The sequence below is a fragment of the Ruegeria sp. BC8 genome (assembly GCF_056535705.1).
In genome coordinates, this window is sequence record NZ_JBQFIV010000001.1 from 83,133 (window position 1) to 97,077 (window position 13,945).

Annotated in this window: 13 protein-coding genes; 7 read left to right on the plus strand and 6 right to left on the minus strand. The window is 60.9% G+C overall.

Annotated elements, in window-relative coordinates; translation table 11 throughout:
* Positions 1–46: 46 nt before the first annotated feature.
* Positions 47–2,014: a protein meaA gene (locus ACR3EK_RS00480; RefSeq protein WP_480632409.1), complete on the minus strand. Its 1,968-nt coding sequence runs from the start codon at positions 2,012–2,014 to the stop codon at positions 47–49.
* 146 nt (positions 2,015–2,160) lie between these two features.
* On the opposite strand from ACR3EK_RS00480, the gene ACR3EK_RS00485 reads away from it, so the two are divergent.
* From ACR3EK_RS00485 to ACR3EK_RS00515, 7 genes are all read left to right on the plus strand, one after another.
* Positions 2,161–3,546, plus strand: a complete 1,386-nt coding sequence (locus tag ACR3EK_RS00485; RefSeq protein WP_480632410.1) for a 1-acyl-sn-glycerol-3-phosphate acyltransferase — start codon at positions 2,161–2,163, stop codon at positions 3,544–3,546.
* Between the two features lie 112 nt (positions 3,547–3,658).
* The gene (gene ccrA / locus ACR3EK_RS00490; RefSeq protein WP_480632411.1) at positions 3,659–4,945 is read left to right on the plus strand and encodes a crotonyl-CoA carboxylase/reductase; all 1,287 of its coding nucleotides are present in this window, start codon (positions 3,659–3,661) and stop codon (positions 4,943–4,945) included.
* 205 nt (positions 4,946–5,150) lie between these two features.
* Positions 5,151–5,369 (plus strand): hypothetical protein, encoded by a 219-nt coding sequence (locus ACR3EK_RS00495; RefSeq protein WP_480634048.1) that lies wholly within the window; start codon positions 5,151–5,153, stop codon positions 5,367–5,369.
* On the plus strand, positions 5,308–6,027 hold the full coding sequence (locus ACR3EK_RS00500) for a helix-turn-helix transcriptional regulator (RefSeq protein WP_480632412.1): 720 nt from the start codon (positions 5,308–5,310) through the stop codon (positions 6,025–6,027). The genes ACR3EK_RS00495 and ACR3EK_RS00500 overlap by 62 nt, the downstream gene beginning before the upstream one ends.
* An 82-nt stretch (positions 6,028–6,109) precedes the next feature.
* Entirely contained in the window at positions 6,110–6,748 is a 639-nt protein-coding gene (locus tag ACR3EK_RS00505) for an acyl-homoserine-lactone synthase (RefSeq protein WP_170360153.1), read from the plus strand.
* Positions 6,749–6,799: 51 nt separating this feature from the next.
* Complete coding sequence (locus ACR3EK_RS00510) at positions 6,800–8,332, plus strand: ATP-dependent DNA helicase (RefSeq protein ID WP_480632413.1); 1,533 nt, start codon at positions 6,800–6,802, stop codon at positions 8,330–8,332.
* The gene (locus ACR3EK_RS00515; protein WP_480632414.1) at positions 8,329–9,057 is read left to right on the plus strand and encodes an SDR family oxidoreductase; all 729 of its coding nucleotides are present in this window, start codon (positions 8,329–8,331) and stop codon (positions 9,055–9,057) included. The genes ACR3EK_RS00510 and ACR3EK_RS00515 overlap by 4 nt, the downstream gene beginning before the upstream one ends.
* A 3-nt stretch (positions 9,058–9,060) precedes the next feature.
* Here ACR3EK_RS00515 and ACR3EK_RS00520 read toward each other — a convergent pair whose 3' ends face one another.
* From ACR3EK_RS00520 to ACR3EK_RS00540, 5 genes are all read right to left on the minus strand, one after another.
* Positions 9,061–9,840, minus strand: a complete 780-nt coding sequence (locus ACR3EK_RS00520) for a TIGR02186 family protein (protein WP_174819824.1) — start codon at positions 9,838–9,840, stop codon at positions 9,061–9,063.
* Positions 9,827–10,747 carry a sulfite exporter TauE/SafE family protein gene (locus ACR3EK_RS00525; RefSeq protein ID WP_170343309.1) on the minus strand — a complete coding sequence of 307 codons (921 nt, stop codon included), beginning with the start codon at positions 10,745–10,747 and terminating at the stop codon, positions 9,827–9,829. Before ACR3EK_RS00525 ends, ACR3EK_RS00520 begins: the two co-directional genes overlap by 14 nt.
* Positions 10,748–10,868: 121 nt before the next feature.
* Complete coding sequence (locus ACR3EK_RS00530) at positions 10,869–11,792, minus strand: sulfite exporter TauE/SafE family protein (protein ID WP_170343308.1); 924 nt, start codon at positions 11,790–11,792, stop codon at positions 10,869–10,871.
* A gap of 90 nt (positions 11,793–11,882) precedes the next feature.
* Positions 11,883–12,851, minus strand: a complete 969-nt coding sequence (locus ACR3EK_RS00535) for an ABC transporter permease (protein WP_170367643.1) — start codon at positions 12,849–12,851, stop codon at positions 11,883–11,885.
* A complete protein-coding gene (locus ACR3EK_RS00540; protein WP_480632415.1) occupies positions 12,851–13,945 on the minus strand; it encodes an ABC transporter permease in 1,095 nt (364 codons plus the stop codon). The genes ACR3EK_RS00535 and ACR3EK_RS00540 overlap by 1 nt, the downstream gene beginning before the upstream one ends.

Consider the following 13,945-nt stretch of genomic DNA (forward strand, 5'->3'; position numbering starts at 1 on the left):
TGGCCATTCTTTAAACGAAATGGGCAATGGAATTAATTCTGGGCGATTATTCCGCGGCCAGCGTTTTTGGATCGGCCAGCAAAACGATATCCCCCATTATGGCATTCAGCTCGAAATTCTTGGGCGTATAGACCTTGGCAACACCCATCGATCTGAGACGATCCGCATCCTCGTCCGGGATGATGCCTCCGACGACAACCGGGATATCACCCAAGCCGGCTTCGCGCAGGCGTGTCATCACTTCCTGAACCAGCGGCAGGTGGCTGCCCGACAGGATCGACAGGCCGATCACATGGGCTTGCTGATCGATGGCCGAAGCCACGATTTCCTCGGGGGTCAGGCGGATGCCGTCATATGTAATGTCCATGCCGCAATCGCGGGCGCGGAAGGCGATCTGCTCGGCGCCGTTGGAGTGGCCGTCGAGCCCCGGCTTGCCGACCAAGAATTTCAGACGACGCCCAAGGCGGTCGCTGACTGCATCCACCGCTGCGCGCAAGTCGTCCAAGCCTTCGGTCTTGTTCGAGACCGAGCCCGAAACGCCCGTCGGGCCGCGATAGGTGCCAAAGACGCGGCGCATCTCTTCCGCCCATTCGCCGGTGGTGACACCGGCCTTCGCCGCGGCGATCGAGGGCTCCATGATGTTGGCGCCCGATTGCGCGGCGGCGCGCAGATCGGCCAGAGCCGCGGCCACGGCGGCCTCGTCGCGGGTGGCACGCCAGTCGTTCAGGCGATCGATCTGTTCCTGTTCGACCGCCGGATCGACGACCATGATCCCGCCATCCTCGGTCTGCAGGGGCGAGGGTTCGCCCTCGGTCCAGCGGTTCACGCCGACGACGATGGTTTCATTGCGCTCGATCCGGTTGAGACGCTCGGCGTTGGAATCCACCAGCCGCGATTTCATGTAGTCGATCGCCGCAACCGCACCACCCATCGAGTCCAGATTGGCCAGTTCGGCCCGGGCGCCCTGCTTCAGTTCCTCGACCTTGGCGTCGACCACCGGGTTGCCATCGAACAGGTCGTCGTATTCCAGCAGGTCGGTCTCATAAGCCAGGATCTGCTGCATCCGCATCGACCATTGCTGGTCCCAGGGGCGCGGCAGGCCCAAGGCCTCATTCCACGCTGGCAGTTGCACCGCCCGGGCGCGCGCCTTTTTCGACAGGGTCACGGCCAGCATTTCGATCAGGATGCGATAGACGTTGTTCTCGGGCTGCTGCTCGGTCAGGCCCAGAGAGTTGACCTGAACACCATAGCGGAATCGGCGGAACTTGGGGTTTTCCACGCCATAGCGCTGTTGCAGGATTTCATCCCAAAGATCGACGAAAGCCCGCATTTTGCACATTTCGGTGACAAACCGGATGCCCGCATTCACGAAAAACGAGATGCGGCCGCACAGCGCCGGAAAGTCCTCGGCCGGAACGCGGGGGCGCAGCTCGTCCAGTACCGCGATGGCGGTGGCCAGCGCATAGGCCAGCTCCTGCTCGGGCGTCGCGCCGGCCTCTTGCAGGTGGTAGGAACACACGTTCATCGGGTTCCATTTCGGTACGTTCGAATAACAATACTCGGCCACGTCCGCGATCATCTTCAGTGAAGGTTTGGGCGGGCAGACATAGGTGCCGCGGCTCAGGTATTCCTTGATCAGGTCGTTCTGCACCGTGCCCTGCAGCTTGGACACATCGGCGCCCTGTTCCTCGGCCACCGCGATATACAGCGCCAGCAGCCAGGGGGCCGTGGCGTTGATCGTCATCGAGGTGTTCATCTGCTCCAGCGGGATCTGGTCGAACAGCACCCGCATGTCGCCCAGGTGGCAGACGGGCACCCCGACCTTGCCGACCTCGCCCCGGGCCAGGGTGTGATCGCTGTCATATCCGGTTTGCGTCGGCAGATCGAAAGCCACCGACAGACCGGTCTGCCCTTTGGCCAGGTTGGATCTGTAAAGCGCGTTCGAGGCTTTGGCCGTGGAATGACCGGCATAGGTTCGGATGAGCCAGGGGCGGTCTTTCTGCGTCTGCGTCATGGTCAGAGCCTCATGCGTCGATGGGTAACAATATTTCTCTCATGGGTTCTAAAGCGCAATTTTCAGCACATGTCAATTCGCTGCGTTGCGGCATGTACGGCGTGCTGCCGATTGTGACAGCGGCGGTTTGATGGCACTGTGCGGGCATGACGCAGACCGTTGAGTTACCGATTTGGCTGTTTGTTCTGATCGTGGTGTTTGCCGCGGTCACCTTCGCCTCGCATTTCCTGTTCCCGTCGGTGCGCTGGTTCTTTCGCCGCCGGCTTGAACGGGCTGTTGAACGGTTGAACCAGCGCCTGCAACGGCCGATCCAGCCGTTCAAACTGGCCGAGCGTCATGACATGATCCAACGCCTGATCTATGACCCGCAGGTTGGTCAGGCTGTTCAGCACCACGCCGAAGAACATGGAATCCCCGAAGCGGTCGCGTTCGAGCAGGCCCGGCGCTACGCCCGGGAAATCGTCCCGTCGTTTTCGGCCTTCATGTACTTCAGCTTTGCCATTCGGTTGGCTCGATGGTTGAGCAACGCGTTCTACAATGTCCGCCTCAGCCACGAGGACGAGGCCGCATTGAAGCAGATCGATCCCAAAGCAACCGTGGTCTTTGTGATGAATCACCGGAGCAACATGGATTATGTTCTGGTGACCTATTTGGCCGCGCAACAGTCGGCGCTGTCCTATGCGGTGGGCGAGTGGGCACGGGTCTGGCCGCTCAGCCGGTTGATCCGCGCGATGGGAGCCTATTTCATCCGACGCAAGTCCGGCAGCGAGCTCTACCGACAGGTTCTGGCCAGCTATGTGCGCCTGGCCACCAATGCCGGTGTGACGCAGGCGATGTTCCCCGAGGGCGGTCTGAGCCTCAACGGGTCTTTGGGACGACCCAAACTGGGACTGCTGAAATACATCATCGACGGCACCAGTCCCGATGGTCGCGACGTCGTGTTCGTACCGGTTGCGCTGAACTATGACCGGGTGCTGGAGGATACGATTCTGACCGCCGCCGCCTTGGGCAGCGAACGGCGGTTCCGCGCGCGGATCGGCGTGATCACAAGGTGGAGCCTGAAACAGATATGGCGCCGTATCATCGGGCGTTACAAACGGTTCGGTCTTGCCTCGGTCCGATACGGCCTGCCCATTTCGCTGCAGGAGTTTCGCGAACAAGCCGGCCCGGACCTGATGACGGATCTGGCTCGAGAGTTGATGCGCCGGATTGGCCGGGCGATTCCTTTGGTCCCAGCGCCCGCCGCGTGCTGGCTCGTTCGCGAAAACGGCACCATCTCCGAGTCTGACGTTCAGTCACGGATCGTCGAGCTGATGCGGCGCGAGGGCGCCACGGACGAAGACCTGAAGGCCATCCCGCCAGCGATCGAACAACTGGTCGAACGGCGAATACTGAGCAGAAACAACGGTATGCTGTCGCCATCGGTCGAGCGGCTGGATCTGATGCAGTATTATGCGGCCTCAGCGCCCATCAGCGAAGACCCGGATGGTTCTGCGACTGCAAAAGAAATTTCTGCGGCCGCTGGGTCATAAAATTTCAATAATGATCCGAAATGGGTTGCAAAATTACTCATGGGCCAATATTCCAGCCTATGAAGCGCGCAATTCTGCGTCGCGGCGAACATGTTTGACAGAGGAGGCCACAATGGCTTTGGACACCGACGGCGGCATCGCGTCCTACGAGGCACCGGAAAAAGACCTCTACGAGATGGGTGAAATCCCTCCGATGGGATATGTGCCCAAACAGATGTATGCATGGGCCATCCGCAAGGAGCGCCACGGTGAGCCCAACACTGCAATGCAGTTGGAAGTGGTCGATGTGCCCAAGCTGGACAGCCACGAAGTGCTGGTTCTGGTGATGGCGGCGGGCGTCAACTACAACGGTGTTTGGGCCTCGCTCGGCAAACCGATCAGCCCCTTTGATGGCCACAAGGCCCCGTATCACATCGCGGGCTCGGATGCGTCGGGCATCGTCTGGGCGGTGGGCGACAAGGTGAAACGCTGGAAGGTCGGCGACGAGGTCGTGATCCACTGCAACCAGGACGACGGCGACGATGAAGAGTGCAACGGCGGTGACCCGATGTATTCGCCCAGCCAGCGCATCTGGGGCTATGAAACGCCCGATGGGTCATTTGCGCAATTCACCAACGTGCAGGCGCAACAGCTGATGCCGCGCCCCAAGCACCTGACTTGGGAAGAAAGTGCCTGCTATACGCTCACGCTGGCCACTGCCTATCGGATGCTGTTCGGGCACGAGCCGCATGACCTGAAGCCGGGCCAGAACGTTCTGGTCTGGGGCGCGTCGGGGGGTCTGGGCTCCTATGCGATCCAGCTGATCAATACGGCGGGCGCCAACGCGATCGGCGTAATCTCGGACGAAAGCAAGCGCGACTTCGTCATGGGCTTGGGCGCCAAGGGCGTCATCAACCGCAAGGACTTCAACTGCTGGGGCCAGTTGCCCACGGTCAACACGCCTGAATATGCCGAGTGGTTCAAGGAAGCCCGCAAGTTCGGTAAGGCGATCTGGGACATCACGGGCAAGGGCGTCAACGTCGACATGGTGTTCGAACACCCCGGCGAGAGCACCTTCCCGGTCTCGACCTTTGTCGTCAAAAAAGGCGGCATGGTCGTGATCTGCGCCGGGACCACCGGCTACAACCTGACCTTTGACGTTCGGTACATGTGGATGCACCAGAAGCGTCTGCAGGGTTCGCATTTCGCGCATCTCAAGCAGGCGTCTGCTGCAAACCGGCTGATGCTGGAGCGGCGTCTCGATCCCTGCATGTCCGAAGTGTTCACTTGGAAAGAACTGCCCGAGGCGCACATGAAAATGATGCGGAACGAGCACAAGCCGGGCAACATGTCTGTCTTGGTTCAGGCCCCGCGTACGGGCATGCGGACCTTGGAAGAGGTTCTGGACGCCCGCGGTTGATCACCGCGCTTTGAAAGCAAGCGCCCGCGAATCGTTCAGACGGTTCGCGGGCGTTTTGCGTTCAGAAGATGGGATATTGTTTTTCAATGCCATGCAAATTCGGGACCCGCTGTTTTTGGGGAGTAGAAAGCAGTGAATAGGCAAGAAAACAGCGTACATGTTATGGTTGTGTTAACCCTTCGTTAACTGTTTCGGAGAGACCATGATGGCGCAAAATGAGTGGATACTGGACGTATTGTCGGACCTCAACGCCTTCGCCGTTGCGAATGGGTTGACCGCGCTGGCCGAGCAGCTTGACGACACCAGGCTGATCGCAGCGGCCGAAATTGCGTCCCTGAACGATGAGGCAAAAGCGCCGTCGAATGGGAACACAGTTCGATTTGAGCCAGGTCCTGGAGGATTTGGAAAACACCAGCACGCTTGACGAGCTGGGTTCGGTTGCTGTCCGCATCAGGGACAAACTGAAGGTCGATCACATCGTCTATCACTGGGTCGATGGCGCTGGCGATCAATATGGCTACACCACCTATCCGGATGCCTGGGCCGACCGATACCGTGAACGCAACTATCACCGAATAGATCCCGTTATCCTGGGCTGTTTCCAACGGTTTCATCCGGTCAATTGGAAATCTCTGAACTGGTCCGGCAAGGTCGCCAAAGCCTTTCTGCAAGATGCTTTGGATCATGGTGTCGGCAATCAGGGCTATTCGATTCCAATTCGTGGGCCGAATGGCCAGTTCGCGCTTTTTACGGTCAATCACAGTTGCAGCGACGAGGCTTGGGAAGCCTTCATCGTAACCTACAGCCGCGAGTTGATACTGCTCGCCCACTACTTCAACCGCAAAGCTTTGGATTTCGAGCAGGACCGCAGGCCGGAATCCGCGCGCGGCCTCTCTCCGCGCGAGATCGACGCGATGACGCTGCTGGCCTTGGGCTACAGCCGGGCGCAGGTCGCGCACTCCCTGTCTATTTCCGAGCACACATTGCGTGTCTATATCGAAAGCGCCCGGTCCAAGCTGGGTGCTCTGAATACAACCCATGCCATCGCCACTGCCCTCAGCAGAGGATTAATAGTGGTTTAAGGCCCGCGCGAGGGCCACACGGTAAATTAACCACGACTTTGTACCCCCTTCGTTCCAGTACTGGACGACAAGGGGAAAAGTCATGCTGCGTTATGTTTACGCTGACGAGCTTCATAAATTTCCAAAATTGGCCGAGGGGATGTTTCGCGACCGCGCCGATCAATTCAAAACCCGCCTCGGATGGGATGTTCATGTCAATTCCAAAGGAGAGGAACGGGATCAGTATGATGATCTGAACCCGCTGTATGTCATCTGGGAAGAGCCGGACGGCAGTCACGGCGGATCGATGCGGGTATTGCCCACGACTGGCCCTGTCATGGTAAATGAGGTGTTCGGGCATCTGACCGGCGGCAGCCCAATCCGCAGCCCGTTGATCTGGGAAGTGACGCGGTTCTGCCTGTCCCGCACCGCTCATCCACACACGGCCGGGGCAATCATGCTGAGCGGGGGGGAGATCATGGAAGGCTTCGGTCTGACCCACATCGCCGGGGTCTTTGATGCAAGGATGATCCGTATCTATCGGCTAATCGGTTCCTCGCCGGTGGTCTTGGGCTCGGAGGGGGCGGGCCGTGACCAGATTTCGGTCGGTCTTTGGCCCTATTCCGCTGACGATTGCAACCGCGTGGCCGAGCGGGCGGGCATCCCGCGCGAACTGTCGCGATTGTGGTTCAAGACTGCGTTCGGGTCCGCCGCGCGGCATCGGTTCGCACTGTCTGCCTGACGTTGAATTCCGCATCTGGCGCAGGTTGGCGCGGCCCTGTAGGGTCGCGCCATGTCTCTGCCTAAGGTTACTTTTTCCGAAGATCAGGCCGCCGCGTTCGACAGCATTGCCCAGATGCTGAAAACCGCAGGCGTGGACCTGGAAGATGATGCGCTGCTCAAGCTGCCCGGCCAGGGCGAATCGGGGGTCATGGCGGTGATCGGCAAGGCCGGGTCGGGCAAGACCCTGCTGTTGGCCGAACTCTACAAGGCGCTGGCTGAGACCGGAGTTCAGATCGTCTCGGGCGACTATGAAAGCCGCAAATCGAAAGACAAGCGCAGCCTTGCCATTTTGGCCCCGACCAACAAGGCCGCCAGCGTGTTGCGATTGCGCGGTGTTCCGGCCACCACCATTCACCGCATTCTGTACACGCCGGTCTATGATCCGGAATACGAACGGATCGCCGAGTGGCTGGCGGGCAATGACGACCGCCCCGAGATCGAAGGCCTGACCGACGAGGCGTTGGACCGCGCGGCCGCGTTCTATGCCAACAACAAGTCCATCCCGGGTGCCCTGGCCGCCGCCGGCCTGCGCGGGTCGGATTTCATAACCGGATGGAAACGTCGCGACGAGCCGCTGGATATCGGGTTCGTCGATGAGGCCTCGATGCTGGATGACCGGCAGTTCGAGGATCTCAAGGAGATCTTTCCCACTTTGCTGCTGTTCGGCGATCCGGCACAGTTGGCACCAGTGAATCAGTCCGGGTCGATGGTGTTCGATGCTCTGCCCGAACCGCGCAAGCTGATCCTGCACCGGGTGCACCGGCAAGAGGCCGACAACCCCATCCTGGACCTGGCTCATGCGCTGGCCGATCCTGCGATGGGGTTCGAGGATTTCGAACGCCTTGTCGAGCAGACCGCACGCACGGATGACCGCGTGGTCTGGGGCCAGCGGGTCGAGGTCGACCTGATGGCCCGAAGCCCGGTTTTGGTCTGGCGGAATGCGACGCGTATCCGGCTGATCCAGGCCTTCCGCCAGGTGCATGGCGCCCCCGAGACCGAGCTGTTGGAAGGTGAACCGTTGATCTGTGACGGGATCGAGCTGCCGCTGAAGCACCGCAAGAAGCGGCTGGACCTCGAGGCGCGCGGGCTGATCAAGGGCGCGCAGGTGATCTATCTGGGGCCGGGGCGCAAGCCGGGGTTCTCGCGGCTGCATGTCATGGGGGCCGAAGACCCGCAGGTCAGCGCCGCGTCGATCGTGCAGATCGAAAAGCCCGACGAGGAAGAGCCCTTCATCCCCTTTGCCGCGCGCATGGGGGCCACGTTTCTGCATGGGGCCGCGGTGACGATCCACAAGGCGCAGGGCTCGCAATGGGACACGGTGCAGGTCTTTGCCCCTGACCTTTACGCCGCCGCCCGCATGGGCCGGACCGAGGCCGGGCAACCCCTGTGGAAACGGCTGGCCTATGTGGCCATCACCCGGGCGCAAGAGCGGCTGATCTGGGTGGTGCGCAACCGGCTGTCCAAACCAAGCCACCCGCTGCGGGTTGACGACCTGCGTGCGGTCCCGGCCGCAAAACTGACGCTGGAGGCGGAGGAGACGTGAAGACGATCATCGTAACTGGGGCAAGTTCGGGCATCGGGCGAGCGACGGCCGAGCTGTTTCTGGACCAGGGCTGGCAGGTCGGCCTGCTGGCGCGAAGCGCGGACAAGCTGAGGCAGGTGGCCGCGATGCGCGAAAACGCCATTCCGCTGGTGGCCGACGTGACGGACCCCCAAGCGGTGTCAGCGGCCTTCGATGAATTTCAGGCGCAGGCCGGGCGATTGGACGTTCTGTTCAACAACGCGGGTATTTTCGCGCCCGCAGGCACGATCGACGAAATCGCGCTGGACGACTGGTATCAGAGCGTCAACGTGAACCTGAACGGGATGTTTCTGTGCGCCCGCGCGGCCTTTGGCTTGATGCGCAGGCAGGTGCCCCAGGGGGGCCGCATCATCAACAACGGCTCGATCGCGGCGCATGTACCGCGTCCGAACTCGGTGCACTACACCGCCACCAAACACGCGATTACCGGGCTGACACGAAGCCTGTCGCTTGACGGCCGCGCCCATGGGATCGCCTGTGGGCAGATCGACATCGGAAATGCCAGAACCCAGATGGTGCAGAACCTGGTCGATACGGCGGTTGCTGAAGGGCGAGAGCCTGATCCGACGATGGAGGTCGAAGACGCCGCGCGCTCGGTCCTGCACATGGCCAGCCTGCCGCCCGAAGCCAACGTTCAGTTCATGACCGTGATGGCAACGACGATGCCGTATATCGGGCGCGGGTAGCGGTCAGCTTTCGCGCAACAGTCGGAAAGCCGTCGAAGCGCCCCAGCCTGCGGCGATGGCAATGACGAGGGACATCAACCCGTACCAGACCGGCTGTTGACGCGACATGTTGTAGAGAAACCGCTCGAGCCCGACTTTCCGAACGTCGATAACCGTCTCGAACTGCGAAATGACTTCGCCGTTCCGCATCAGGAAGATGCGGGTCAGGTAGTCGCCTTCGGTCAAGTCGGCCGGCATCTTGATGGAGGTGCGGAATAGCGTTTGCTCATCCACGGCAACCGTGTTCTCCCGGATCGAGTACAGGCCCTCATCCTCGCGGATCCTGACGACAGCCCGGGCGAAATCCTGAGCCTCCCGAATATGCATGGCTGCGCCGACGGACCGGATCGCGCGCCGGATCGAGATGCGATAGCGCAGATCTTCGGTGTCGGTGATGATGTCCGTGAACGGTGCGCTTGTGGCGACTGCGTAGAAGCTGGGTGCGGAATCGACCAGAACGCTGTCGGTATTCACCCAGATGCCGAATTTCTTTTCCTTGCGCCGCACCATGACCGGCTCGGACGGGCCTGCGACTGCCACGATCACCTCCAGCGGAGGGCCGGGCGGGATCGGTGCTTCGCGCTTGACGGCGCCAAAGATCAGAATCTCGGATCCGTCGAAATCGGCGGTGATGGCTACGCGATCCTGGCTGAGGCCAAGAACGACTTGCTCATCCGCGGCATGGACGGGGAGGGTCAGGAACACAAGGGCGATGAACCAGCGCAACACGTCAATGCCCCCCATCGGTGCCAAGCGAGTACAGCTCGGCCGGTTGCAACAACAGATCCAGGGCCAGCTTTCCGCAAACCGCCAAGACAAGAGCGGCTAGCAGGACGCGCAGCTGCTCGGCCGGGATGCGTGCCCCCAGCACGGTCCCGATCTGAGCCCCGATCACCCCGCCAACCAACAGTAGGACAGCCAGCACGATATCGACCGTAAAGTTGGTCGTGGCGTGCAGCATGGTGGTGAAGCCAGTGACGAAAATAATCTGGAAAAGGGATGTCCCCACAACCACTTTGGTTGGCATTCCCAGCAGATAGATCATGGCGGGCACCATGATGAACCCGCCGCCCACACCCATGATCGCCGACAACACGCCGACGAACAGCCCGACAAGCACCGGCGGAATGACCGAGATATACAGCCCCGAGGTCCGGAACCGCATCTTGAACGGCAGGGCGTGGATCCACCCCCTCTGGCGCCGTTTGACAGGGACCCCACCGGCCTTGCGGGACCTGCGCAGCGCATTGAGGCTTTCAAAGAACATCAGCCCGCCAATGACGCCCAGAAAGACGACATAGCAGAGCTTGACCAGCAGATCGACCTGACCCAGGCTTTTGAGATAGTTGAAGAAGACAACGCCCACGGCGGCGCCGATCAGACCACCCACAAGAAGGACCGTGCCCATCTTAAGGTCGACCGTCTTTCTTCGGAAATGCGCCAGCACTCCCGAGAATGACGAGGCAACGATCTGGTTCGCCTCGGTTGCCACGGCAACGGCGGGTGGGATGCCGATAAAGAACAGCAGCGGGGTCATCAAAAAGCCGCCACCGACACCGAACATGCCGGACAGGATTCCCACCATGCCGCCGAGGCCAAGCAGCAGAAAGGCGTTTACGGAAACTTCGGCGATAGGCAGGTAGATATGCATGTGGTCTAGCCGATCCGTACTGCGGTGGACTGGTAAAAACGATCAAAGGCGGGCGCGTTGCGTTGGGCGAAGAAACGGACTGGTGGGTACATGGCGGTTTCGAAGGATAAACTGGTCACGATCAAACCCCCGCCAATTCAGAAAGCGAATAGAATTCTGTCGGAGCCACGATCAGTTCCAGCCCGACTTTTCCGGCCACGATCATGACCAGTACCGCCAGCAAAACCCGCAGCTGCTCAGCCTTCAGCCGGGCGCCGACCATGCTGCCGAACTGGGCCCCAACGACACCTCCGATCAACAGGAACAAGGCCAGCACGATGTCCACGCTGAAGTTGGTCGAAGCGTGGATCATCGTCGTAAACCCGGCCACGAAAATGATCTGAAACAGCGAGGTTCCGATCACCACCTTTGTCGGCATTCCCAGGATATAGATCATTGCCGGAACCATGATGAACCCGCCGCCAACGCCCATGATGGCCGACAGGATTCCGACGCCAAAGCCGACCAGGATGGGTGGAATGACCGAGATGTACAGGTTTGACTCGCGGAACCGCATTTTGAACGGCAGTGCATGAACCCAGGTGCGTTGGCGGCGTGCGGTCGGTGCGGTGCCGCCCGCTGCCCGTGACCGGCGAATTGCACGCAGGCTCTCAATGAACATCAAGGTGCCGATGAGGCCTAGAAACACGACGTAACACAGCTGGACCGCCAGATCGACCTGCCCCAAATGCTTGAGATAGTTGAAGACGAGCATTCCCAGCGTCGCGCCGAGCAGGCCGCCGCCCAACAGAACCGATCCCATCTTCAGGTCTACGGTCCTGCGCTTGAGATGGGCCATCAGCCCCGAAAATGAGGATGCCACCACCTGATTGGCCGATGTCGCCACGGCGACTGCAGGTGGAATACCGATCAGAAACAGCAATGGCGTGATCAGAAAACCGCCTCCCACTCCGAACATGCCGGACAGAACGCCCACGGAAACACCAATCGCCAGCAGGACAAACGGGCTAACGGATACTTCGGCTATGGGAAGGTAGACGTGCATACCCTCTTAGAGCGCTTGCGGCATGCAAAATCAACTCTGCATGCCGCTTTGCAGCAAACAGGACTGAAAAGCAGTCCTGAACTGGCCTTATCAACGCTCTTTCACATAAGGCTCGCCACCGGCCCTTGGCGGGACCGCTTTGCCGACGAAACCTGCCAGGATCACCACGGTCAGGATATAGGGCAGCGCGTCCATGACTTGAACGGGGATAATGATGCCGCCCAGGTCGATATTCTGGAACCGCAGAGCAACAGCCTGCAGCAGCCCGAACAGCAAACACGCCCACATGGCGTGCCACGGCCGCCACTTGGCAAAGATCAGTGCAGCCAGTGCGATGAAACCCCGGCCGGCCGTCATGTCTTTGACGAACCCTGCCTGCAACGCTGTCGCCAAATAGGCCCCGGCGATGCCACACAGCACGCCACAGATGGCGACGGCTGCGTAGCGAAGCCCCACCACTGAGACGCCCGCGGTGTCCACTGCCGCCGGGTTTTCACCCACGGCGCGCAGGCGCAGTCCAAAGCGGGTGCGGAACAGCACCCACCAGGTGGCGGGCACCATCAGGAACGCCACGTAAACAAGAATCGAGTGGCCTGAGAGCAGTTCGGCGTAGATGGGACCGATGATCGGCACACCGCTTAGAGCTTCTGCGAAGGGGAAGTTGATCGGCTCAAACCGGCCACCCCCGAACAACGACGGAGTGCGGCCGCCTTGCTGGAACCAGTCCTGGGCCACCAGCACTGTCAAGCCGGCAGCCAGGAAGTTGATGGCGACACCGGAAATCAGCTGGTTCCCCCGGAACGTGATCGAGGCAAGCCCGTGCAGGCCAGACAGCACCAAGGACGATGCGATGCCGGCCAGCAGGCCCAGCCATACCGACCCGGTGACGGCGGCAACGGCGGCCGAGAAGAATGCGGCCATCAGCATCTTGCCTTCCAGGCCGATGTCGAAAATGCCAGCGCGTTCCGAATACAAGCCGGCCAGACAGGCCAGAAGCAGCGGCGTGGCCAGGCGAATGGTCGAGTCCAGAACCTGGACGATCGTCAGGAACAACTCCATCAGTTCGCCTCCTTCCGCAGAGCCAGGAACAGCTTTTCAAGCGGCATGCGCACCATGTTGTCCAGTGCTCCGGTGAACAGGATTACCAGCGCCTGGATCACCACGATCAGCTCGCGCGGAATCGACGTCCACAGGGCCAGTTCCGCGCCCCCCTGATAGAGGAAACCAAACAGGATGGCCGCCAGGAACACGCCGAACGGGTGCGAGCGGCCCATCAGGGCCACCGCGATGCCGATGAAGCCCGCGCCCTCGGTCGAGTTAAGAACCAGCCGCTCGGCCTCACCCATGACGTTGTTGATCGCCATCAGGCCCGCCAGAGCGCCCGAGATCAGCATCGCCACGATGGTGATACGCACCGGCGAGATACCGGCATAGACCGCACCGGTTTCTGAATGCCCATAAGCCCGGATTTCATAGCCCAGGCGGGTGCGCCAGATCAGCGCCCAGACGACGATGCAGGCGATGACCGCGACGATCAGCGAGATGTTGGCCGGAGCCGCCTTGGAGAAGTTGATCCCGATCGGGGCCAGCATCTCGTGCAGGGTGGGCAGATGCACCGCCTCGGCAAAGCGGGCGGTCGCCGGGTCTTGCGAGCCGGCCGGTCGCATCACGTTGACCAGCATGTAGTTCAGCAGCGCCGCGGCGATGAAGTTGAACATGATCGTGGTGATCACGATATGGCTGCCGCGCTTGGCCTGCAGATAGGCCGGTATCGCAGCCCAGGCCGCGCCGAACAGCATGCCGGCGGCCATCGCAGCCAGCAGAGCGATGCTCCAATGCGGCCAAGGCACATAGAGGCACACCATGGCAACGCCCAGTCCGCCCAACATGGCCTGGCCTTCGCCGCCGATGTTGAACAAACGCGCGTGAAAGGCCACCGCAACCGCCAGACCTGTGAACATGAAGTTGGTGGCATAATACAGGGTGTAGCCCCAGCCATAGGTCGACCCCAGCGCGCCGGTGACCATCAGGTTCACCGCCTCGACCGGGTTTTCGCCAATCGCCAGAATGACCAGTGTCGACAGGATTGCGGCCAGGATCAGACTGATGAGCGGGATCAGAATGACGTCGGCCCATTTGGGCATCTTATCCAT